This is a genomic window from Sinosporangium album (genome assembly GCF_900100605.1).
Classification (GTDB): domain Bacteria; phylum Actinomycetota; class Actinomycetes; order Streptosporangiales; family Streptosporangiaceae; genus Sinosporangium; species Sinosporangium album.
Map to the genome: position 1 here is coordinate 1 of NZ_FNCN01000043.1, position 21,466 is coordinate 21,466.

General features: G+C 70.3%; 22 protein-coding genes, 1 tRNA gene, 1 pseudogene and 1 riboswitch. Of the genes and pseudogenes, 7 read left to right on the forward strand and 17 right to left on the reverse strand.

The window, feature by feature from the left end; translation table 11 throughout:
- Nucleotides 1-74: 74 nt before the first annotated feature.
- Complete coding sequence (locus tag BLQ73_RS35160; RefSeq protein ID WP_093175048.1) at nt 75-443, reverse strand: transposase; 369 nt, start codon at nt 441-443, stop codon at nt 75-77.
- Nucleotides 444-584: 141 nt separating this feature from the next.
- Here BLQ73_RS35160 and BLQ73_RS27630 point away from each other — a divergent pair, with 141 nt between their 5' ends.
- From BLQ73_RS27630 to BLQ73_RS33600, 3 genes are all read left to right on the forward strand, one after another.
- Nucleotides 585-821 carry a hypothetical protein gene (locus tag BLQ73_RS27630; protein WP_093175051.1) on the forward strand — a complete coding sequence of 79 codons (237 nt, stop codon included), beginning with the start codon at nt 585-587 and terminating at the stop codon, nt 819-821.
- Nucleotides 822-944: 123 nt separating this feature from the next.
- On the forward strand, nt 945-2,102 hold the full coding sequence (locus tag BLQ73_RS27635) for a radical SAM protein (RefSeq protein ID WP_093175053.1): 1,158 nt from the start codon (nt 945-947) through the stop codon (nt 2,100-2,102).
- Nucleotides 2,095-2,760: a 3'-5' exonuclease gene (locus BLQ73_RS33600; RefSeq protein ID WP_218126049.1), complete on the forward strand. Its 666-nt coding sequence runs from the start codon at nt 2,095-2,097 to the stop codon at nt 2,758-2,760. The genes BLQ73_RS27635 and BLQ73_RS33600 overlap by 8 nt, the downstream gene beginning before the upstream one ends.
- A gap of 245 nt (nt 2,761-3,005) precedes the next feature.
- Here the strand turns inward: BLQ73_RS33600 and BLQ73_RS32875 are convergent.
- Together BLQ73_RS32875 and BLQ73_RS27645 are read right to left on the reverse strand one after the other, a co-directional pair.
- Nucleotides 3,006-3,129: transfer RNA gene (locus tag BLQ73_RS32875), tRNA-Ala, on the reverse strand.
- Nucleotides 3,129-3,803 carry a phosphoribosylanthranilate isomerase gene (locus BLQ73_RS27645; RefSeq protein WP_245691483.1) on the reverse strand — a complete coding sequence of 225 codons (675 nt, stop codon included), beginning with the start codon at nt 3,801-3,803 and terminating at the stop codon, nt 3,129-3,131. Before BLQ73_RS27645 ends, BLQ73_RS32875 begins: the two co-directional genes overlap by 1 nt.
- Before the next feature lie 126 nt (nt 3,804-3,929).
- On the opposite strand from BLQ73_RS27645, the gene BLQ73_RS27650 reads away from it, so the two are divergent.
- On the forward strand, nt 3,930-4,688 hold the full coding sequence (locus BLQ73_RS27650) for a cobalt-precorrin-6A reductase (RefSeq protein ID WP_245691485.1): 759 nt from the start codon (nt 3,930-3,932) through the stop codon (nt 4,686-4,688).
- Between the two features lie 50 nt (nt 4,689-4,738).
- Here the strand turns inward: BLQ73_RS27650 and cobN are convergent, their stop codons facing one another.
- Nucleotides 4,739-8,353: a cobaltochelatase subunit CobN gene (gene cobN / locus BLQ73_RS27655; protein WP_093175059.1), complete on the reverse strand. Its 3,615-nt coding sequence runs from the start codon at nt 8,351-8,353 to the stop codon at nt 4,739-4,741.
- A 116-nt stretch (nt 8,354-8,469) separates the two neighbouring features.
- A riboswitch (cobalamin riboswitch) is annotated at nt 8,470-8,594 on the reverse strand.
- Nucleotides 8,595-8,669: 75 nt separating this feature from the next.
- Here cobN and BLQ73_RS27660 point away from each other — a divergent pair.
- The 3 genes from BLQ73_RS27660 (at nt 8,670) to BLQ73_RS27670 (ending at nt 12,593) form a co-directional block, all read left to right on the forward strand.
- The gene (locus tag BLQ73_RS27660; RefSeq protein ID WP_245691486.1) at nt 8,670-10,220 is read left to right on the forward strand and encodes a precorrin-3B synthase; all 1,551 of its coding nucleotides are present in this window, start codon (nt 8,670-8,672) and stop codon (nt 10,218-10,220) included.
- Complete coding sequence (locus BLQ73_RS27665; RefSeq protein ID WP_093175064.1) at nt 10,217-10,843, forward strand: precorrin-8X methylmutase; 627 nt, start codon at nt 10,217-10,219, stop codon at nt 10,841-10,843. The genes BLQ73_RS27660 and BLQ73_RS27665 overlap by 4 nt, the downstream gene beginning before the upstream one ends.
- Before the next feature lie 244 nt (nt 10,844-11,087).
- Entirely contained in the window at nt 11,088-12,593 is a 1,506-nt protein-coding gene (locus BLQ73_RS27670; RefSeq protein ID WP_093175066.1) for a precorrin-2 C(20)-methyltransferase, read from the forward strand.
- A gap of 1 nt (nt 12,594) precedes the next feature.
- On the opposite strand, the gene BLQ73_RS27675 is transcribed toward BLQ73_RS27670, so the two are convergent.
- From BLQ73_RS27675 to BLQ73_RS27720, 13 genes and pseudogenes are all read right to left on the reverse strand, one after another.
- Nucleotides 12,595-12,942 carry a hypothetical protein gene (locus BLQ73_RS27675; RefSeq protein WP_218126050.1) on the reverse strand — a complete coding sequence of 116 codons (348 nt, stop codon included), beginning with the start codon at nt 12,940-12,942 and terminating at the stop codon, nt 12,595-12,597.
- A 72-nt stretch (nt 12,943-13,014) separates the two neighbouring features.
- Nucleotides 13,015-13,755, reverse strand: coding sequence for a 4'-phosphopantetheinyl transferase family protein (locus BLQ73_RS27680; RefSeq protein ID WP_245691488.1), 741 nt, complete (start codon nt 13,753-13,755; stop codon nt 13,015-13,017).
- 232 nt (nt 13,756-13,987) lie between these two features.
- A pseudogene (locus tag BLQ73_RS35165) lies at nt 13,988-14,197 on the reverse strand (transposase); the annotation flags it as partial.
- Nucleotides 14,198-14,239: 42 nt separating this feature from the next.
- Nucleotides 14,240-14,638 (reverse strand): YbaB/EbfC family nucleoid-associated protein, encoded by a 399-nt coding sequence (locus BLQ73_RS27685; protein WP_093175074.1) that lies wholly within the window; start codon nt 14,636-14,638, stop codon nt 14,240-14,242.
- Nucleotides 14,639-14,640: 2 nt separating this feature from the next.
- On the reverse strand, nt 14,641-15,027 hold the full coding sequence (locus BLQ73_RS32880; RefSeq protein WP_176955722.1) for a YbaB/EbfC family nucleoid-associated protein: 387 nt from the start codon (nt 15,025-15,027) through the stop codon (nt 14,641-14,643).
- Nucleotides 15,024-15,692: a hypothetical protein gene (locus tag BLQ73_RS32885; protein WP_176955723.1), complete on the reverse strand. Its 669-nt coding sequence runs from the start codon at nt 15,690-15,692 to the stop codon at nt 15,024-15,026. Before BLQ73_RS32885 ends, BLQ73_RS32880 begins: the two co-directional genes overlap by 4 nt.
- A gap of 175 nt (nt 15,693-15,867) precedes the next feature.
- Entirely contained in the window at nt 15,868-16,032 is a 165-nt protein-coding gene (locus tag BLQ73_RS32890) for a hypothetical protein (protein WP_176955724.1), read from the reverse strand.
- Between the two features lie 1,251 nt (nt 16,033-17,283).
- Nucleotides 17,284-17,733 (reverse strand): SRPBCC family protein, encoded by a 450-nt coding sequence (locus tag BLQ73_RS27700; RefSeq protein ID WP_093175076.1) that lies wholly within the window; start codon nt 17,731-17,733, stop codon nt 17,284-17,286.
- Nucleotides 17,734-17,885: 152 nt separating this feature from the next.
- A complete protein-coding gene (locus BLQ73_RS27705; RefSeq protein WP_093175079.1) occupies nt 17,886-18,482 on the reverse strand; it encodes a DUF4276 family protein in 597 nt (198 codons plus the stop codon).
- Entirely contained in the window at nt 18,479-18,613 is a 135-nt protein-coding gene (locus tag BLQ73_RS34745; RefSeq protein ID WP_275936330.1) for a hypothetical protein, read from the reverse strand. Before BLQ73_RS34745 ends, BLQ73_RS27705 begins: the two co-directional genes overlap by 4 nt.
- Before the next feature lie 40 nt (nt 18,614-18,653).
- Nucleotides 18,654-19,838, reverse strand: coding sequence for an RNA-guided endonuclease InsQ/TnpB family protein (locus tag BLQ73_RS27710; RefSeq protein ID WP_245691490.1), 1,185 nt, complete (start codon nt 19,836-19,838; stop codon nt 18,654-18,656).
- Nucleotides 19,831-20,187 carry a hypothetical protein gene (locus BLQ73_RS27715; RefSeq protein ID WP_093175082.1) on the reverse strand — a complete coding sequence of 119 codons (357 nt, stop codon included), beginning with the start codon at nt 20,185-20,187 and terminating at the stop codon, nt 19,831-19,833. The genes BLQ73_RS27710 and BLQ73_RS27715 overlap by 8 nt, the downstream gene beginning before the upstream one ends.
- A gap of 353 nt (nt 20,188-20,540) precedes the next feature.
- A complete protein-coding gene (locus BLQ73_RS27720) occupies nt 20,541-21,437 on the reverse strand; it encodes an NAD(P)-dependent oxidoreductase (RefSeq protein ID WP_093175084.1) in 897 nt (298 codons plus the stop codon).
- Nucleotides 21,438-21,466: the final 29 nt, after the last annotated feature.

The following is a 21,466-nucleotide window of genomic DNA, read 5'->3' on the forward strand; positions in this document are numbered from 1 at the left end:
GCGACCACCATCGAGTTCCGCGGTCATCTCAAAGCCCAGCACACCGACGCGCAACGCCACGGCGACATCGACCGTCAAGCTGCATACGCCAAGGCCATCGACACGCTCAACGACACGGTCGCTTGACAGCGATCACCCGCATAAGCGGCGGCTTTTTTAAGGAACTCGTTTTCCGTCCGCAGTTCCCTGTTCTGGCGTTCGAGTTCGCGGAGGCGGGCTCTTTCGTCCACCGTCAGATCGGCTGCGGCGTTTGCTTCCTGCTGCTCCCGCCGGTAAGTGTTCACCCAATTGTGGAGGGTGTGGGAACTGATGCCGAGCTCACGCGCAACTTGAGCGACCGGGCGCGAGGTCTCGATGACTAGGCGTACGGCCTCTTCCCGGTACTCGGGCGAGAAGCTTTTTCTCTGTCGGGCCAAATCTCTTACCTTCCGGGTGACCCCCACTCTAGCGGGGGACCTGTCCGGAACCTTCGAGGCACCTCAGTCCTGGCTCGGGACAGGGACCGGCCGCGCTTGACGCTCCCACTCCTGCCCGCCACGATGGGTCGAGAACGGTTCGCTAAGTTTCTCGCAACGGAGGCAACGATGCGCGCTAGGTTCCTCGGCAAGGACCCGGAGTCCCAGGAGGGGCAGTCGCCCACCCTGTTCGCCACCGACCGCGCCGACCGGGTGACGTACATCGCCCAGGGCTGGAAGGTCACCGACCCTCAGGCGCTCGCGGACGTCGGGGACGTGCCCGATCATGAGACCCTGATCGAGATCCCGGAGGACGTGCTCAAGATGTACGCCCGCCGCTACCTGGAGCAGGAGAGCCAGCGCTGAGCCGTATGATCCAGATGTTTCGAGAAATCATAAGAAACTTTCTATTCACCGCTGCCTTTCCTTCCTACTCTCCAAACGAGGACGCCGAACAGCGTCCGCCCACAAGGGGCTTGGGAGTAGCCAGTGGCGACCCGTGTTGCCCTGCTGAGCAGGGATCAGATCGACAAGCTTCCCGACCGTGCCCGTGAGGTCGTGGAGTACCGCAAGAGTGGCCTCAGCCTGAACCACATTCAGGGCTGTCCGCTGGACTGCGCGTACTGCATCCGGCACACCTACGGCCTGTGGGATCAGCGCGTACCGCGGGCACTCATGTCCGACGCCCAGGCCGTTGAGGAGCTGGTGGCTCACCAGTACTTCCAGCCGCACGTCACGCCGATCCAGGTGTTCAACCGGGCGACCGACCCGTTCCTCCCTGTCGTCCGGCCGCACACCTTCGCCGTGTTGGAAGACCTGGACGAGCGCGAGTTGACCAACCACGTCCTCGTCATCACGCGGCATCAGATGAAGCCAGAGGACATCGAGCGGCTGAACCAGCTCAAGCACATCAAGCTCACGCTGCTGTTCACGTTCAGCGGCATCGACAACAAGGAGATCGAGCCGTACCCGTCGTCGGTGGCGGCTGAGTCCTTGAAGCTCATGAGCGGGCCAGCGCGGCGCCGGTATCGCACAGTTCTCTACTGGCGTCCGTTAGTGCCCGGTCTCAACGACACCCCCGAGCACCTGGACGCCGCCTACCAGCTCGCCCAGCACGCCGACGCCACGGTGTTCACCGGCCTGTTCTACCGGGACGAGATCGCGGAGTACTACAAGGCCAACGGGCTGCCCGAGCCGTACGACGAGACTGCTCGGCGCAAGATCGTGCCGGAGACGTTGGAGGAACGCATCCTCGCGGCGTTCGGCAACACCACTCCGTTGTTCCGCAAGACCTCGTGCGCCGTTGCGTACGCGCACGGTTTGCCGGACTACAACGGCCACATCGGCATCCCCGAGCTGTGCGACATCTGCCCGCTGAGTCAGCTCGAACTCTGCCGGAACGCACACACGCAACCGTCACCCGAGCGGTTGCGGGAGGTCGCAGCACGCCTGCCTGAGGCGCGTGGTCTTGTGGTCGTGGACATCACCGAGCGGGCGGCCGTGGTGTCTGGCCTGGAAACCGAGCAGCCGCGCTACTACCTGCAACACGCCCTCGGCTTCCAGGTTCACGACGTGCGCCACCCGCACCGTGAACGTCGGCACGGCCGTGCCAACATCGGCTGGAAGGGCGAGACGCAAGATGAGTGACTGGACGAGCCTGAACTTCGTGGTCGTGGACGTCGAGGGCAACGGCCAGCAGCCGCCCGACCTGGTGGAGCTGGCCGCCGTCCCCGTGGTCGGCGGTGTCATCGGGGAGCCGCTGAGCTGGCTGGTGAAGCCGGACGCCCCGATCAAGCACTTCGCCACCCGCATCCACGGCCTGACCAACAAGGACGTGGCCGACTGCCCGTCGTTCGAGGCCATCACCGGCAACGTGCTCGCCGCCCTGGACGCTGACGCCCTCGTCGCGCACAACGCCCACGTCGACCTTGGCGTGCTGAGCCGCAAGCTCCCCGACTGGGAGTCGCCCGAGGTGTTCGACACGCTGAAGCTGGCGCGACGGCTAGTTCCGGGCCTCGACAGCTACCGGCTCGGCAACTTGGTGGAGACGTACAGCCTGCGACGTGCTCAAGTCCGAGCAGGAACGCATCACACGCGAGCTGGCCGGAGCACAGCAGGCCATCGGCCGCGCCTCAACCCAGATCGAGGCCGTTGTGCGGGTGGTCGAGGAGGCATTGCTGTTGTGCGTCAACGCCCACCGGCTCTACCTCAGCGCCCCGCCTGCCGTCCGCCGCCAGCTCAATCAGGCCGTCTTCGCTCGCTTCTGGATCATCGACGATCAGGTGCATGGTGCGGACCTGACTGAAACCTTCGCCCACCTACTCACACCCGACCTTGCCGACCGGCTGGCCGGAGATCAGGACGGCGAAGACACCACGAACGGTGGCAACCAGCGCGGCCGTAAGGCCCGCAAACGTGCCCCAGAGGCACGGAAACCCACCCTGGAATTGGTGCGGCCCACGGACGCCATACAGCGCCCGCGCGGCCCACTTCCCGCCGAAACGACGAACCCCGGACCCAACCGGGACCGGGGTTCGAACGTACTTACTCTGGTGGAGATGAGGGGATTCGAACCCCTGACCCCTTCGATGCGAACGAAGAGGTCACTTAGCGCCTGCGGGGCACAGGAGTGAGCTCTAGACAGTTACCTTCTTGAGGTCGACGTCACAGCCCCTAAACCTGGGCGCGGGCTGCCTTGATGAAGGACGTGATCAAGGCCGGGTCCTTGACCCCACGGCTGACCTCGACGCCGCTTGACACGTCTACCCCGAAAGGCTTGGTTGCCGCGATGGCTTCCCCGACGTTGTCCGGAGTGAGACCTCCGGCGAGAAGCCACTTGTCCGTTGATGACCCGAATTGCGCCCAGTTCCAGGGGACGCCCGCCCCGGGCGTGGGGGCGTCGAGAAGGAGCATATCCTCCCCCATATCGCCATACTGCGGGATCGGCTCACGAAAGGCGGCGCCGCGGATCAGTACGACGTCGTCCTGGCGCAGAATGTCGTAGTAGTCGCGCCCCTCGCTCCCGTGCAGCTGAACCGCGCCCACGCCCGCGGCGGAGCTCAAAGCCCGTACCTCCCCCAACGACTGGTTGCGGAAGACAGCGACCGTAAGCACATGCTCCGGCACTCGCCGTACAAGCCGCCGCGCGGTGTCCGCATCTACCTGACGCGGACTCTCGGCGAAGACAAACCCGATGGCGTCAGCTCCGGCTTCCACCGCGGTGTCCACGTCACGCTCGGTACGAAGACCACAGACCTTCACGAAAAGCGACGTCAATGGGTTCCAATCGTTCACGGCGGCCCTGTCGAGGGGATGACCTATCGCCATCAGCGGATAGCGACGACTCACGGCAAATCTAAGATCACGAGAGCTCTTCGAGCTGCTCCCGTCTGGGGACAGATTACCCTCGCAGCGCCCACGGGCCGATCGGCCCCGGGCCGCCGCGCGCTCAGCGCACGCCGTACTCTGCGTGACGTGAACCTGAATGTCTTGCTGCTCGGCGGCACCGACGAGGCGAGGAGGCTTGCCGCGGCGCTGTACGGCCGGCCGGACCTGCGTGTCGTCTCGTCGCTGGCCGGGCGGGTCCGCGATCCGAAGCTGCCCGTAGGGGAAGTGCATGAAGGCGGTTTCGGTGGCGCGGAGGGCCTGGCCGCCTGGATACGCGACCACGGGGTGGATGTCGTCGTCGACGCCACCCACCCGTTCGCGGCGCGCATGAGCGCCTCTGCCGTGCAGGCCACCCGGGCCGCCGGGGTGCCGCTGCTGGTGCTGCGCCGCCCCGGCTGGCGCGAGCGCGACGGCGACGACTGGCATTGGGTGCCGTCCCTGGAGGCCGCAGCCCAGGCCCTGCCGGCCCTCGGCAGCCGAGCGTTCCTTACAACCGGCCGCCGAAGCCTTCCGGTTTTCGCGGCGCTGGATGGCGTCTGGTTCCTCGCCCGTTCGGTGGATCCGCCCGAGCCGCCGGTGCCCGCCAATGTCGAGATCGTGCTCAGCCGGGGCCCTTTCACGGTCGAGGGCGAGATCGCGCTCATGCGCGAGCACGACGTGGACGTGCTGGTCACGAAGGACAGCGGCGGACAGATGACGACCGCCAAGCTCGACGCCGCCCGCGAGCTCCGCATCCCCGTTGTGATCGTACGGCGACCGCCGGCCCATGAGGGCACCCCCCATGTGGACACCGTGGAGGCCGCCGCGCATTGGATCGACGCGCTCCGGTCAGCCGGGTCCCGTTGAGTGTGAAACCCGGGCACCCACCGAAAGGGTGGGCGCCCGGGCGGGGATGACTAGGCTTCGCCTTCCAGGTCGCCTTCGGCTTTGAGGTAGACCTCTTGCAGTTGGGCGTAGATCTCGGGGTCGGGGTGCTCCCACATGCCGCGGTTGGCGGCTTCGAGAAGGCGTTCGGCGATGGAGTGGAGGGCCCAGGGGTTGGACTGGGTGAGGAAGGCCTGGTTCTCCGGGTCGAGGACGTAGGTGGCGGTCAGTTTGTCGTACATCCAGTCGGCCACGACGTCGGTGGTGGCGTCGTAGCCGAAGAGGTAGTCGACGGTGGCGGCGAGTTCGAAGGCGCCCTTGTAGCCGTGTTTGCGCATGGCGGCGAGCCAGCGCGGGTTGACGACGCGGGCGCGGAAAATGCGGGAGGTCTCCTCCGACAGGCTGCGGGTGCGGACGGCGTCGGGCCGGGTGCTGTCGCCGATGTAGGCGGCGGGGGCGCGGCCGGTGAGGGCGCGTACGGTGGCGACCATGCCGCCGTGGTACTGGAAGTAGTCGTCGGAGTCGGCGATGTCGTGTTCGCGGGTGTCGACGTTCTTGGCGGCGACGTTGATGCGCCGGTAGGCCGCCTCCATGTCGTCGCGGGCGGGCACGCCGTCGAGGTCGCGGCCGTAGGCGAAGCCGCCCCACACGGCGTAGACCTCGGCGAGGTCGCGGTCGTCGCGCCAGTTGCGGCTGTCGATGAGGGGAAGCAGGCCGGCGCCGTACGCCCCGGGCCGCGAGCCGAAGACCCGCATGGTGGCCCGGCGCGTGTCGCCGTGGGCGGCGCGGTCGGCGGCGACGTGGGCACGGACGTAGTTGTCGTCGGCGGGTTCGTCGAGCTCGGCGACGAGCCGTACGGCGTCGTCGAGCATGGCGACGACGTGGGGGAACGCGTCGCGGAAGAAGCCGCTGATGCGGATGGTGACGTCGATGCGGGGGCGGCCGAGCTCGGCGAGGGGGATGGGTTCGAGGCCAGTGACGCGGCGGGAGGCCTCGTCCCAGACGGGGCGGACGCCGAGCAGGGCAAGGACTTCGGCGACGTCGTCGCCCGCGGTGCGCATGGCGCTGGTGCCCCACACCGACAGGCCGACGGATCGGGGCCATTCGCCGGTGTCGGCGCGGTAGCGGGCGAGCAGCGAGTCGGCCATGGCCTGCCCGGTCTCCCAGGCGAGCCTGCTGGGGACGGCCTTGGGGTCGACGGAGTAGAAGTTGCGCCCGGTCGGCAGCACGTTGACGAGGCCGCGCAGCGGCGAGCCGCTGGGACCGGCGGGCACGTAGCCGCCGTCGAGGGCGTGCAGGATGGCGCCGATCTCGTCGGTGGTGCGGGCGAGACGCGGCACGACCTCGTCGGCGGCGAACCGGAGGATCTCGACGACCAGGCCGTGATCCGCACCGTGATCCGCATCGGTGCCGGCGAGTACGGCCGACGCCACCTCGCCCGCCGCCTCCGCGTCCCAGCCCCGCTCCTCCATGCCCTCGACGAGCGCTCGCGCCGCGCTCTCCGCCTGGTCGACGGTAAGGCGGCCGACGGTGCCGTCCTCGGCGAGGCCGAGCGCTTCGCGCAGGCCGGGCAGCGCCTGCTTGCCCGCCCACATCTGCCTGGCGCGCAGCATCGCCAGCACCAGGTCGACCCGGCCGGCGCCTTCGGGCGCCGCGCCGAGGACGTGGAGGCCGTCGCGGATCTGCACGTCCTTGACCTCGCACAGCCACCCGTCGAGGTGCAGCAGGAAGTCGTCGAACTCCGCGTCGTGCGGCCTGTCGTCGACGCCGAGGTCGTGGTCGAGTTTGGCCGCCTGGATGAGGGTCCAGATCTGCGCCCGGATGGCGGGCAGCTTGGCCGGGTCCATGGCGGCGATCGAGGAGTGCTCGTCGAGGAGCTGTTCGAGTCTGGCCATGTCGCCGTAGGTGTCGGCGCGGGCCATCGGCGGCACGAGGTGGTCGACGAGGGTGGCGTGGGCGCGGCGCTTGGCCTGGGTGCCTTCGCCGGGGTCGTTGACGAGGAACGGGTAGATCAGCGGCAGGTCGCCGAGGGCGGCGTCGGGGCCACAGGTGGCCGACATGCCGGCGGATTTGCCGGGCAGCCATTCGAGGTTGCCGTGCTTGCCGACGTGGACGACGGCGTGGGCGCCGAAGCCGTCGGACAGCCAGCGGTAGGCGGCGAGGTAGTGGTGGCTCGGCGGCAGGTCGGGGTCGTGGTAGATCGCGATGGGGTTCTCGCCGAAGCCGCGCGGCGGCTGCACCATGACGACGATGTTGCCGGCGCGGAGCGCGGCCAGCACGATCTCGCCGTCGGGGTCGGCGGAGCGGTCGACGAAGAGTTCACCGGGCGGCGGGCCCCAGTGCTGCTCTATGTCGTCGCGCAGCTCCTGCGGCAGTGTGCCGTACCACTGGGCGTAGCGGCTCGCCGCGATGCGCACCGGGTTGCCGGCGAGCTGCTCTTCGGTGAGCCAGTCCTGGTCCTGTCCGCCGGCGGCGATGAGGGCGTGGATGAGGGCGTCGCCGTCCTGGGCGACCACTCCGGGCAGTTCGCCGTCGGCGCCGATGTCGTAGCCGTGCTCTTTCAGCGCGGCGAGCAGCCTCACCACGCTGGCGGGCGTGTCGAGGCCGACGGCGTTGCCAATGCGGGAGTGCTTGGTCGGGTAGGCCGACAGCATCAGCACGATGCGCCGCTCGGCGGGCGGGATGTGGCGGAGCGCGCCGTGCCGTACGGCGATGCCAGCGACTCTGGCGGCGCGCTCGGGGTCGGCGCGGTAGACGGTGAGGCCGTCCTCGTCGATCTCCTTGAACGAGAACGGGACGGTGATGATGCGCCCGTCGAACTCGGGGATGGCCACCTGGGTGGCGGCGTCGAGGGGGGACAGGCCGTCGTCGTTCTCCTCCCACGAGTCGCGGCTCGCGGTGAGGCAGAGGCCTTGCAGGATGGGGATGTCGAGCTCGGCGAGCGCCCCGACGTCCCACGCCTCGTCGTCGCCTCCGGCCGAGGCGGTGGCGGGGCGGGTGCCTCCGGCGGCGAGTACGGTGACCACGAGGGCGTCGAGCGTGCGCAGCTTGGCCAGCAGGTCGGGCTCCGCCGTGCGCAGGGAGGCGCAGTAGAGGGGCACGGCCTGGCCGCCCGCGTCTTCGACGGCCGAGCACAGGGTCTCGACGAACGCGGTGTTGCCGGCGACGTGGTGGGCCCGGTAGTAGAGGACGCCGATGACCGGTCCGTCGGTGCGGCGGGTCTCGCGGTCGAGCACGCCCCACGACGGGGTCTCGACGGGCGGGGCGAACCCGTGGCCGGTCAGCAGCACGGTGTCGGACAGGAAGTTGTGCAGCTCGGCGAGGTTGGCCGGGCCGCCGTGGGCGAGGTAGGCGTGGGCTTGCGCGCACACACCTCCGGGCACGGTGGCGAGCTCCATGAGCTCGGCGTCGGGGGCCTGTTCGCCGCCGAGCACCACCACGGGTCTCGGCCCGGCGAGCAGCAGGTCGAGCCCTTCCTCCCAGGCTCTGCGCCCGCCGAGGAGCCGGACCACGACGAGGTCCGCGCCTTCCAGGAGGGGCGGGAGGTCGTCGGCGGTGAGCCGCGCGGGGTTGCCGAGCCGGTAGTCGGCTCCGCTCGCGCGAGCGCTCAGAAGATCGGTGTCGGAGGTCGAGAGCAGAAGGATCATGCCTGGCCTCCCGCCTGGTGCGTCGGGACCGTCGAACGGCATGGGCACGGCAGACAGCGCACTGAGCGTCCTCCCTCGGGGTCCTCGCCCCGGGTTGTGGTGGTCGCGACGGCGGGAGTCTCCTGGCTCCCGGATCGACGCTCGCCCCAGCCTTCCCGCCCGGTTTTCGGGCAGTGGCGCGCGGTGGGGGTCGCTCCCCGGTCACAGTGGCGGGACCACGCCGGAATCTCACCGGCTTCCTCCCAGGACCGTCACCTACGGTGAGCCTACGGCAGGGCGATCGGTCACAAGAAACCGGTGTATACCTTCGATACGTGTGGATTCATCGTTTTCGTCCGGCGATCCGAGCTCTCGCAGCGCCATCCGGGGCGGCGGCCCGATGACGGCGATCGGCGACCCGGGCCGCACGCCCGCCCCCGGCGGGCGCGCCCGGGCGGACGCGTGCCCGGGAGCGCTCCACGTCCACCAGGCCGCCGACGGCGGCCTGGCCCGCATCCGCGTGCCCGGCGGCCACGTCACCGCACCACAGCTCAGGCTCCTCGCCGCCTTCGCGCCCGTCGAACTCACCTCCCGCGCGAACATCCAGATGCGGGGCCTCGCCTCCGGCGCCGAGCTCCCCCTCGCGGCCCGCCTCGCCGACGCCGGGCTGCTGCCGTCCCGCACCCACGAGCGCGTACGCAACATCGTCGCCTCCCCCTTCAGCGGGCTCGACGATCAGAGCCTCCTCGACGTCGCCCCCCTCGCCACCGCCCTCGACGCGGCCCTGTGCGCCGCCCCGGCCCTCGCCGCGCTCCCCGGCCGCTTCCTGTTCGCCCTCGACGACGGCCGGGGCGACGCCACCGCCCTCGACGCCGACGTCACCGCCGTCCCGCTCGGCGGGGGAACGCCGGACCGTACGGCGAAAGCCGGCCCGCCGCAGGTGGCGCTGCTTCTCGCCGGCGTGGACACGGGTCTGCGGGTGCCCGCCGCCCACGCCGTAGCGGCCATGCTCGCCGCTGCCTCCGCGTTCCTCGACGAGGTCGCCGCCGACGGGACGCGCGCCTGGCGTATCGCCGAACTGCCCGACGGCCCCCGGCGTGTCACGGCCCGTCTGCTCACCGCCCCTCACAGGGCGACAAGCCTGTACGGCACAGCCCCGTCCACCTCCGCCCCCGCCACCGGCCCGCTCCCCATGGCCCCCGCCTCCGCCGACCCCGACGGCGGGCCGCTCCCGGTCCCCCCCAGCCCGGTCCCCCGCAGCGCAGTCCCCCCCGGCCCGGTCCCCCGCAGCGCAGTCCCTCCCGGCCCGGTCCCCCCCGGCCCGGTCGCCCAGCTCGACGGCCGGGTGGCGCTGGCTCTCGCCGTACCGCTCGGCCGCCTCACCTCCGCGCAGCTCGACCTGCTCGCCGAGGCGAGCGAGGCCACCGGCCGTGCCGTACGGCTGACGCCGTGGCGCGGCGTCGTCGTGCCGGGCCTTGCCGCGGCGGACCTCGACGCGTGGACCGAGCGGCTGGCCGCCGCCGGCCTGGTGGCCGATCCCGCCTCGCCGTGGGTCGGGGTGACGGCCTGTACGGGGCGTCCGGGGTGCGCGAAGTCGCTGGCCGACGTCCAGGCGGACGCGGCGGCGGCCGTGGACGCTTCGGCCGTGGACGCTTCGGCCGTGGGCCTGGGTGCGGCGCGCCCGGCGGAGGCGGGTACGCTTCCCGTGCACCGGGCTCCCGTGCATTGGGCGGGCTGCGCGCGGCGGTGCGGACGCCCGAAGGGGCGGGTGGTGGACGTGGTCGCGACCGGCAACGGCTATCGTGTCGATTTCGGAAATGTCGGTGTGAACTGCGCCGATCTCCAGGAAACCGTGGCCGCGACGGCGGCTGTCAGAGGGGAACGTTGAGCGACTACGTCAAGGACGGCGCGGAGATCTACCGCCGCTCCTTCGCCACCATCCGCGCCGAGACCGACCTTTCCGGCATGCCGGAGGATGTCGCCCGCGTCGCCGTCCGCATGGTGCACGCCTGCGGCATGGTCGACCTCGTCGAGGACATCGCCTACAGCCCCGGCGTCGCCGCCGCCGCGCACGCGGCGCTGCGCGCGGGAGCGCCTATCCTGTGCGACGCGATGATGGTCGCCTCCGGCGTCACCCGCAAGCGCCTCCCCGCCGACAATCCGGTCATCTGCACCCTCGGCGACCCCCGCGTGCCCGACCTCGCCGCGCGCCTCGGCACCACCCGCAGCGCCGCCGCGCTCGAACTGTGGCGCGACAAGCTCGACGGCGCCGTCGTCGCCGTCGGCAACGCGCCGACGGCGCTGTTCAGGCTGCTCGAACTGGTGGAGGAGGGCGCCGGCCGACCGGCCGCCGTGCTCGGCATCCCCGTCGGGTTCATCGGCGCCGCCGAGTCCAAGCAGGCCCTCGCCGACCACCCGTCCGCCCTCGAACACCTCGTCGTCCACGGCCGCCGGGGCGGCAGCGCCATGGCCGCCGCCGCGGTCAACGCCATCGCGAGCGAGCAGGAGTGAGCCGGGACCACGCCCTGGCCGAACAACCCGGCGGGCCGGACTCCCCGAGCCCCCGGACGGCCGGCGAAGCGGAACTACGACACCACGGTCCGGCGCGGCGAACGCGGCGGCGGACGCGTGATCGGCACGTGGGCGAAGCGGAACTACGACACCACGGTCCGGCGCGGCGAACGCGGCGGCGGACGCGTGATCGGCACGTGATGGACACCGGATGGACACGGCAGCGACGGCAGAGGACACAGACATGACGGGTAAGCTCTACGGGGTCGGGCTCGGCCCCGGCGACCCGGAACTCGTGACCGTCAAGGCCGCCCGGCTCATCGGCGAGGCCGACGTGATCGCCTACCACAGCGCCCGGCACGGCAGGAGTATCGCCAGGTCGGTGGCGGAGCCGTACTTCCGGGGCGGCCAGATCGAAGAGGCCCTCATCTACCCCGTCACGACGGAGACCACCGACCACCCCGGCGGCTACCAGGGCGCGATCGACGAGTTCTACGCCTCGTGCGCCGAGCGGCTGGCCGCCCACCTCGACGCGGGCCGCACGGTGGTGGTGCTGAGCGAGGGCGACCCGCTCTTCTACGGGTCGTACATGCACATGCACAAGCGGCTCGCGGGGCGCTACCCGACGGAGGTCGTGCCGGGGGTGACGTCGGTCAGCGGGGCATCCGCCGTACTCGGCAGGCCCCTCGTCGAGCGGGACGAAACGCTCACCGTGCTGCCCGGCACGCTGCCGCCCGACGTGCTCGCAGAACGGCTCGCCGCCACCGACTCGGCCGCCGTGCTCAAACTGGGCCGCACGTTCGAACGGGTCAAGGAGGCGTTCACCAAGGCCGGACGCCTCGACGAGGCGTGGTACGTCGAGCGCGCCACCACCGGCGCGCAGCGCATCGCCCCCCTGGCCGACGTGGACCCGGCGAGCGTGCCGTACTTCTCCCTCGCCCTCCTCCCCAGCCCCGTCAACGCCGCCCTGCCCGTCCCGGCCGAGGCGGCGCCCAAGCCGTACGGCACGGGCGAGGTCGTCGTCGTCGGCCTCGGCCCCGCCGGCAGCCCGTGGCTCACCCCCGAGGCGCAGCACGAGCTGGCCGCCGCCGACGAGCTCATCGGCTACGGCCCCTACCTCGACCGCGTGCCGCCGAACCCGCGCCAGCGGCGCCACCCCACCGACAACCGCGTCGAGGCCGAACGCGCCGCCCACGCCCTCGACCTGGCCCTCGCCGGCTCCCGCGTCGCCGTCGTGTCGTCCGGCGACCCGGGCGTGTTCGCCATGGCCAGCGCCGTACTCGAAGTGTCGTGCGAGCCGCGCTTCGCCGACGTGCCCGTCCGCGTCGTGCCCGGCCTCACCGCCGCCCACGCCGTCGCGTCGCGCGTCGGCGCTCCCCTCGGCCACGACTACTGCGTGCTGTCCCTGTCCGACCTGCTCAAACCGTGGGACATCATCGCCGGGCGCATCAGCGCCGCCGCCAAGGCCGACCTTGTCATCGCGATCTACAACCCGGCGTCGCGCAGCCGTACATGGCAGGTGGACGCGGCCAAGGACCTCCTCCTCGCCCACCGCGCCCCCGACACCCCCGTCGTCATCGGCCGCGCCGTCGGCTCCCCCGCCGAAACCGTCACCGTCACCACCCTGGGCGACCTCGACCCGGCGGCGGTCGACATGCGCTGCATGCTCCTCATCGGCTCCAGCACCACCCGCGTCGCCGACCGGCCCGCCGGCCGCGTCGTCTACACCCCGCGCCGCTACCCGGCGTGATTCACGTGCGCAGCATGCCCACCAGGGCGACCACGGCACGCTCGTCGTAGTCGGCCGCCGTCTCCGCCCCGTGCAGGACGCGGTCCTGGAACAGGCCGACCAGCAGGGCGTGTACGGCGGGAGCCGGATCGGCCGCCTGCTCCGCCGTCGTGCGCTCCTCGCCTCCCTCGGCCAGGCGGCGGCCGGTGAGGAGCGCGGCGATGGAGATCCCCATCTCCTCCGGCGGGTCGACGACGGCATCACACGCCTCGTCGAACGCCTTCCGATCGGCCATGGTCAGGGACGCCACACCATCCGCATCGCCGACACCCCCGGCGCCGTCGGCCGGCAGACCCGCATCATCGGGCACCACTGACCCGGCGCCCCACCAGGCCGCTCCCCGACCCTCCGCGTCCGGGAGCGGCTTGCCGCGCCAGAGCCGTCAGCCCGCGGCGGGATGAGCGATCGCCGTGATCACCAGCCCGTCCCGGGCCAACCAGCGCCCCTCGAACCCGGCGAGCGCCTCCCCCGCGACCACCGGCCCGGGGACGAGGAGGCTCGCGGTGAAAGTGCCGTCCACGTGGAACACGATGCGAGCGTCCTCGAACCCCAGCCAGCGCCGCGCCAACGGATACCACGCCTTATAAACGGCCTCCTTAGCGGAGAAGATCAGCTTCTCCCACGGAACACCGGGTTCCACCGAGCCCAGGTGGGCCAACCTCGTGCGCTCCTCCGGAAGCGTCACCGCCTCCAACACCCCCTCCGGCAGCGGCCCCGCCGGCTCCGCGTCGATCCCCACCGAAACAAGGTCGCGCTCCCAGGCGACCACACACGCCCGATACCCCTGGCAGTGCGTCATGCTCCCCACCACGCCCCCCGGCCACACCGGAGCCCGCGCCTCCCCCGGCACAATCGGCACCCGCCCGAACCCCAGGCCCGCCAGCGCCCGCCTCGCACACACCCGGACAGTGATGAACTCGTGCCGGCGACGCTCCACCGCCTTCGCGATCGTCGCCTCTTCCTCAGGAAAAAGCCGCGCCTCCGGATGGAGCTCCGGGTCGACGGCATCCTTGAACAACTCCACCGCCACCGCGTTGGGCGGCAACAACCCGTTCAACAGGCCGCTGTCCGAACCGCTCCCCCACGCTGCTTCCCCCGACGACACCGGGCCCGGAACCGTCACGAGAGCACGGGAACAACGTCGAACGATCCCCCGGCGTACGGCTCGGCAAGACATCTGGACACGTGTTGTGCCACCCCTCCGGTCTCGACGACGCGACCATCCTGCGTCACGCCCCCGGCCGCACACACACTGGACCTCACCGGGGCCGCGCAACTTCCTAGTGTCGCAACCGCCAGACCGCGCCACAACGCCACAAGCAGATCAACTACCCGACCCACGACAACCCCGTCAAGTACTCGCGGAGCCACCGGTTCGTGTTCTCGTTGGTGCCCCCACTCCCAGGGCGAATGCGGGTGGGCGAAGTACACCTCGATGTCAGCGGCCACCGAATGGCGCGGCGTGGCGGGCCATCTCGGCACCGCAGTTCCACGTCAGGGTTCGGCGCAACGTCACGGGCAGCCCCCTTGGTCCGCTCGGCGACCGATGCACGGACGGGGGTGCTTACGGGCCGACCTTGGGACGGTGTCCACATATCACGTCGCCGTCAGTCACAGTCGCGTTTGAGGCCACTGCGGGTCTCGAACGAGCGCTGGGCCTCGCTGAGCAGGCTGCCGACATGAGGGCCCGCGCCGGCCTGCAGCTCCCGCATCATGGCCTCCTTCGCCTCGGCGGCCGCCAGTTCGCCCGCGTGCACCGCAGCGACCACGGCGTCGCCGATGGTCACGCCGTCGAGCCTGCGCTTGCTCAGCGGGCTGATCTCGAGGGACAGCAGGTTCCCTGCCGCGTCTACAGTGGCGACGACGCCGCCCTTGTCAGCCGTGCCGGTGAAGCGCCGCTCACTCCACTGCGCGACCGATGCCTCGAACGCAGCCGACGATTTCGACAACTGTTCGGCCAGCCTGCGCAGCTCGCCCAGATCGCCCAGATCGCCCAGATCGTCCATGCTCACCCGCCCCGCAGGATGTCGTTGAAGTACGCGGCGAAAGGATCGTGGTTGGGGTCAGGCTGCGGCATTCCGTGGGTCAGCGCGTTCATGGCCGTGGTCAACTCCTCGGCCATAGCGATGCGTGCGGCTTCGATCGCCTGCCGTACGGCCTCGGCGACCTCGACGTGGTCGAGGTCACGCATCGCCTGCGGAGCGACGGTGACCTTCAGGAGCCGCCCTGAGCCCGAGACCTTGGCCGTGACTCGCCCGCTTTCGTCGTAGCCGGTCAGCGTCTGTTCCTCGAGCTCGCGTAGTGTCGTGGCCATCGCGTCGACCCAGTTGTGGATATCGCCGACCAGCTTGCCGATATCACCCGGTCCGGTGTCGAAGGCGTCGTTGTGCCTCATGCCGTCTCTTCGTTGACCGGTGCCCAGTAGGCGGTGTTGGCGACCTGCGGACTCATGTTCAGGTCGCGCGGTCCCATCGCGGGGTTGCCGCTCACGTAGAACAGGCCCTTGAGGTCGAACGCTTTGGTCTCGAGGTCGTTGAGCGCACTTTCGTACTTGGTGTAGATGTCGGCGAACTGCTTGATCAGATTGCCCGCCGCCGTGATGAAGGCCCCGGCCTGCGCTATGAGGGCGACTCTGCCCAAGGGGTGCGCGCTCAGGTTCTTGAGAGCTCCGAAGACGGGCGCGGAGGTCGCCATCAGGGTGAGCGCCGAGAGGTCGTACTCCAGTACCTCCTTGTACTGGCTGTGCATGGTGCCGTTCATCTCCTTGGCGATGGCACCGAGCTGGTCGAACATGCCGATCAGCTTGAACCGGAGGTACTGCTGGAAAGTCTCCACTGCGTGGCCCTTCCAGTTGGGTGAGATGTCGCTGAAGTAGACCAGCCACACATCCCATGCGCTGCCTTTGAGGTAGCCCAGCATCTCCTTCCAGGTATCCCGCCGGAAGACGAACAGAGCAGGGTTGCCGATGTTGGCCATCACGGCCCCCACGATGACCACGCCCGGCAGGCCGACTCCGGCCATGACCAGTCCCTGCCTGACCGGGTTGCTGTGAGTTCTCACCTGTGTGAGCACGGACTTGAAGAACCCTGGGTCGGTGGGACGGCTGAAAGTGACGGTTCGTACCAACCTCCCCTCGTTATTAAGGACGTTCAGCTTCCCGGGGCTAGTGGGAGGGAGGTTCTTCGGGAGGCTAAAGGCGGGCGGCCGGGGTGAGGGATCGGGCATGGGATGCCTTTCAGCGCTTCAGTCGGGCAGCCGCGGCCTTGGCCTCATCCTCGGCGCAGGTGTAGGTGGCGGCGACCTTGTCGATCTTGTCCGAGTCCTGGTCGAGCACGCGCTCCAGGATGTCGGCGCAGTCGGCCCAGAGCTGGGAGATGTTGTTGAGTCGATGGACGTACATGAGTCCGATGGCCGGAATCCCGGCGAAGGGCAAGAGGTTCGAGCCGTCAAAGAAGGGAGTGGCGGCGCCGATCTGACCGACCGACCTGCCGGCGGACTCCAGCGTGTGGCCGAAGGAGGCGATGGTGCTCGTGTCGAAACCGAGGCAGCCCCGGTCGCTCGGCGCGGGCTTCTTGGGACCGGGCGGAGTGATGACAGGGAGGTCGTCGCTGGGCAGGAGGCCGGGGGGAAAGCATGGTTCAACGCAGCGGGGCTGGTGCGGGCACGGATTGTTCGAGGTGAGAGGAGTACTGGGGCCGCCTGCCGACGGGCTCGGCGGCCCCGTCTCACTAGGCGAAGGGCTCGGAGAGCCGCTCCCGCTAGGCGAAGGGCTCGGAGAGCCGCTCCCGCTAGGCGAAGGGCTCGGAGAGCCGCTCCCGCTAGGCGAAGGGCTCGGAGAGCCGCTCCCGCTAGGCGAAGGGCTCGGAGAGCCGCTCCCGCTAGGCGAAGGGCTCGGAGAGCCGCTCCCGCTAGGCGAGGGACTGGGCGAGCCGCTCCCGCTAGGCGAGGGACTGGGCGAGCCGCTCCCGCTAGGCGAGGGACTGGGCGAGGCGGGGTTGCTTGGGGACTGCGAGGGCCCCGCAGAGGAGCTTGGCGATGGGCCATTTGATGGGCTCGGGTCGGAAAGCATACCGTTGGGCACCCCGTTACCTCTTCCCCTGCGCTGCTGTCCTGGAGGCAGCCATCTACGATCGTTCCCCAAGAGAACGAGCAACGCGCAAGAGGGGACCCCCGTCGACCTCGCCCCCGCCGCATGAGCATGCGGGGTCACGCTCTGCTCCTCGGATTTATGACTATACATCCATGATCCACCCAAAATCACCCTTTCGGTCGATCTCGGCGATAGCCCAAAAAGAGCCGCTGCTCAGACATGGTCCGACCCTGCTCCAGGGGATCAACATGCGGGCGGGGACGCAGATTAGATGCAGGCGGACCGGTTTCCGCGGGGCGCTCAACCGCTACCGGAACATGAATCGAGACTGGGCCGCCGCCATCAAGGCATTCCCCGTCACCCTGCCGGGTTAGGTCTCCTCGCGCACATTCGACGGCTACGGCCACTGGATCCAACAGGAAGGGCGAGACGAGGTCAACGAGATCCTGACCGGCCGGCTCGGGTCGCTGCCCACCTGACCTGGGGGACGCGCAGGGCACCTGCCCAGTGCGGCCCTGCCGCCTCCGGTCCCTGAGCCCCCGACCGGCGCCGAGACCGCTGTCAGCCGGGACGGGCGGCCAGGCGGGCGAGGCGCTGGAGCGACAGCCGCAGCAGCGCCTCGCTCAACGGCCGGACCGGCAGCCAACCCACCCGGCCCACCGGGCCGAACGGCAAGTCCAGCGACTCCCACCACGTGATGACCGAACGCCCCGGGCCGGTGTCCTCGATGCGGAAAGCCCCGGATCCACGCACCAGCCGCCCGGTGTGCGCCACCTCGACCAGGTGTGGCGGCTCCCACCGGGTGATCGTCATCGTGTCCAGGAACCCCGCCGGCCCGACCCCGCTGAACGCCGCGATCCGGCTGCCCACGCTCCTGCCGTCCCCCTCGCGCACCTCCGCGGACGTCAACACCATCCACTCCCGGTGCCGCGGCCAGTCCGTGAGCACCGCGAACACCCGCTCCGCCGACGCCCCCGCCCGCACGCTCACCGCGATCTCCACCCTGGACACCCCGTCATCGTGCCACGACTCCCCCGCCCCAATGAACGACCGGACGCCTACGGCCGCCGACCACCACTGACAACTTCGCCCATGCCTGGCCGCGCGGTCAGAGGGACACCATGTCCGCTACTCATATGCCTGACAGCCGTCGACCGACTTGATCAGGAGCCGACGAGGAGCCGCTCGACATCACGCCAGGACTTGTCAAAGGACGGCGCCGACTTGCGAGCTGCTGGGAGGTCGAATGCGGCGGCCAATCCCGCCTGATCCACCGTCGGCTTGTAGCTGGTGCCATCGGTCTTGCGCGCGGACAGCCACTCTTTGGCCCCTCGGATCGCCTCTGGATCCGAAGGTCGCTCCAGCGGATCAGCGAGTCCTCGGCAGCCGCCCAACGATGCTGCGGCGGCCAGGAACCACGCCTCGAACTCCCGATGGGCGAGAACCACAGAGATCTCACGATCAGCGCGTACGGAACGTCCCCTTTCGAGCAACGTGGGCCCCAGCTCAGCGGGACAATCGTCGTCGGAGTCGATGAGAATCAGAACTCCTCCAACGTTTCCCACCTGGTAGGAAACCTGGAGCACAGCATTCTCAACTCCACCCGGCGCCAAGAGCTTGCTCCGTGTCACCCGATGTGGCCGCGGAAGAGCCAAATTCCACACCGATAGTTCGGTCGCGATCCTTCTCAACAGGACTGGCAGCGCGGTGACCTCCCCCTCGCCTTCAACGATGGAGGCGATGACGACGGGCTCGCTCACGTGCCGGCCTCCGTCCGCAGGTGGCCGCCGCGCATCAGTTCGCCGATCGTCGTCCTCTTGTCGGCGACGAGACGGCGGCTGACGTGGTCGATCTCGCCGATCGAGGTGACTCCTCCGCTCATCGTCACCACACGTGTGACTCCTCCGCCTCCTGAAGGAGGCGGCTTCTCGCTAAGCCGCTTCCGCAGCCCGGCGAAGGGCAAGCCCTGCCCTCAAGATGTTGACCGCCGCGTTCACATCGGCGTGCGCTTCGTGCCCGCACGCCGTACACGCGAACCCGGCCTGGGTGGTGCGGTTCTCCTTCGCGCGGTGCCCGCAGCGGGCACAGGTGCGGGAGGTGCCGGCGGGGTCCACCGCGATCAGCTCCCGACCGGCGCTTTCAGCCTTGTGCGCGAGGACCTGCAGGAACACCCCCCAACCCGCGTCCAGAATCGAACGGTTCAGACCGGACTTGGCCGCGACGTTCCGACCCGGAGCCTCGACCGTCCCGGACGCGCTGCGGGTCATGTTCGCGATCTTCAGGTCCTCGTGGACGATCACGTCGTAGCCGCGGACCAGCGCGTTCGCCGCCTTGTGCGCGCCGTCCAGGCGCTGACGCCGCACCCTGGCGTGCAGCGCGGCGATGCGCGCCACCTGCTTGCGGCGGCGCGTCGACCCGCGCTTCTTCCGGGCCAGGGCCTGCTGCGCGGCGGTGAGGCGGCCGGCGGAGGCAGCCAGGTGGCGCGGGTTGTCCAAGTGCTCGCCGCCGCTGGTCGTCACCAGGGAGGCGACCCCCATGTCCAGGCCGACCGCCGCACCGGTGGCCGGGAGCGGCCGGGCGGGCACGCCGTCGCACGACAGGACCACGTACCAGCGGGAGCCCTCCCGCTTCACACCGATCGTCTTGACGGTGCCGGACACGCGGCGGTGCCGGTGGACCCGCACATGCCCGACACCCTGAAGCCGGACATACGTCGCGGTCGGGTGGTCGGGCTGGGAGTCCCACCGGCACCCGTCGCCGTCTTTGGGCCATTCCACGGTGTCGAACCGGCCGCGCCCTTTGAAGCGGGGGAAACCGGGCGCGCGACCTGCTTCGACGCGGGCGAAGAACGCCTTGAACGCCCTGTCCAGACGGCGCAGGGTGGCCTGCTGGGAGGAGAACGACCACCGTCCCTGCCCGCCGGGGTCGCCGGCGCGGATGTGCTTCAACTCTCCCGACTGGTCGCCGTAGCGGACGGTGACGCCCGCCTTGCCGTAGGCGGTGCGGCGGTGCTCCAACGCGGCGTTGTACAGCTCCCGGTGGTCCTCCAGACACGCGGCAAGCGCGGCGGCCTGCCGGGCGGTGGGGCGCATCAGGAACTTGAACGACCTACGCACGGCCACCACCCCCGGGGAGGCACCGGGACCGCGACCGCGGCGCGGGCAGCCGGGAACGCGGATGACCGAACCCGGCGCGCGGGTGGCCGGAGGCGGACCCCCTGGACCGGTCGGCGACATGCGGCAGCGGGTTCTCCGGCTGCGCCTTGACGGGCAGGTGCACGCAGCCGGGCACCACCTCAAGCGCCGCGACCCGCCGGCCGTGCCCTCGGTCCCCGGCACCGATCGGCTCCCGGAGGCGGGCCTCCACCCGCCCGCCCGGGACCGGGCGGCGGCACCACGGGCACCGCACCACGCGGTGGCCGAGGTCGAACGCAGCACCGGGAGAGGTGGGCACCTGGCGGGTCACCCGGTCATCATGACGCCGCCGCACATCCGACACGCCCAAGACCGCAGACCTCCGACGCGCGGACCGGACAGGTCAGGGCACGCCCGGGCCTTGGCGGCCCTCCCGCTCCCGATTCCCCCGCCGCCTGAAGGCAACGGTCCCCTCGGGAGAATCTGATGGGACGAGCGACGGTGGTCGCCTCCGGAGACCATCTCTCCGGCACGGTGACGCCCGGTTGTGGGCGGTGGCGGCCGTGCACCGACACCCGCACGAAGGACCGGCGCAGACGCGACGAGGCGGCGGCTCGTGTGAGCCGCCGCCTCGGTGATGCGGGGTCGGCGTTGGCCGACACCCGGCGGCCAACGCTGGGGTGGTTACTCCTCGCCGCGGAGGGGCAGGCCGGCGGCGCGGGCCTCGACCTCGTAGAGGGCGGCGTAGTCCTCTTCGGCGAAGCCGTGGCCGATGGCGGTCTGGATGAGCTGGTGGACCATGGAGCTCAGCGGCATGGGCACCTCAAGGGTGCGGGCCGCGCCCAGACCGAGGTCGTAGTCCTTGCGGAGCATCTTGTTGTTGAAGGTGGGCGTGTAGTCGCGGGCGACGATCGCGCGGGACTTGTGGTTGATGAAGGTGGAGCCGAGCACCGAGCCGTTGATGAAGCTGGTGAAGGCGGCGCGGGTGACGCCGCCCTTCTCGGCGAGGGCGGTGACCTCGACGAGGGCCTGGGTGATCATGCCGAGCAGCAGGTTGTGGCAGATCTTGACCAGGCGGCACTCCTCGCCCGGGCCGGCCCACACGACGGTGGGGGCCATGACCTTGAGGTAGCCCTCGACCTCGTCGAAGGTGGCCTTGGGGCCGGAGGTGACGATGGCGGCGCGGCCTTCGGCGACCATGTGCGGGTTGCCGCTGATGGGCGAGGCGATGAAGGCGACGCCCGCTTCCTCGGCGGCGGCGCGGACCTCGGCGGAGGCCTCGGCGGAGACGGTGGAGCAGTCCACGATGATCTTCGGACGGCGCTCGGCGGTGAGCAGGCCGCCCTCGCCCTTGGTGACGGCGATCAGGTCGGCGGAGGCCGACACCATGACGAACACGATGTCGTTGGCGCCCAGCTCGGCGACGCTGCCAGCCACCTTGGCGCCCTTGGCGACGAGGGGCTCGGTCTTGGAGACGGTGCGGTTCCACACGGTCACGTCGGCGCCGCTGTCGAGCAGCATGCCGGACATGACGGCGCCCATGTTGCCGGTGCCGAGCCAACCGATGCTGTGCTTACTCATATCTACGCTCTCTCTCCTGATGCGCATGG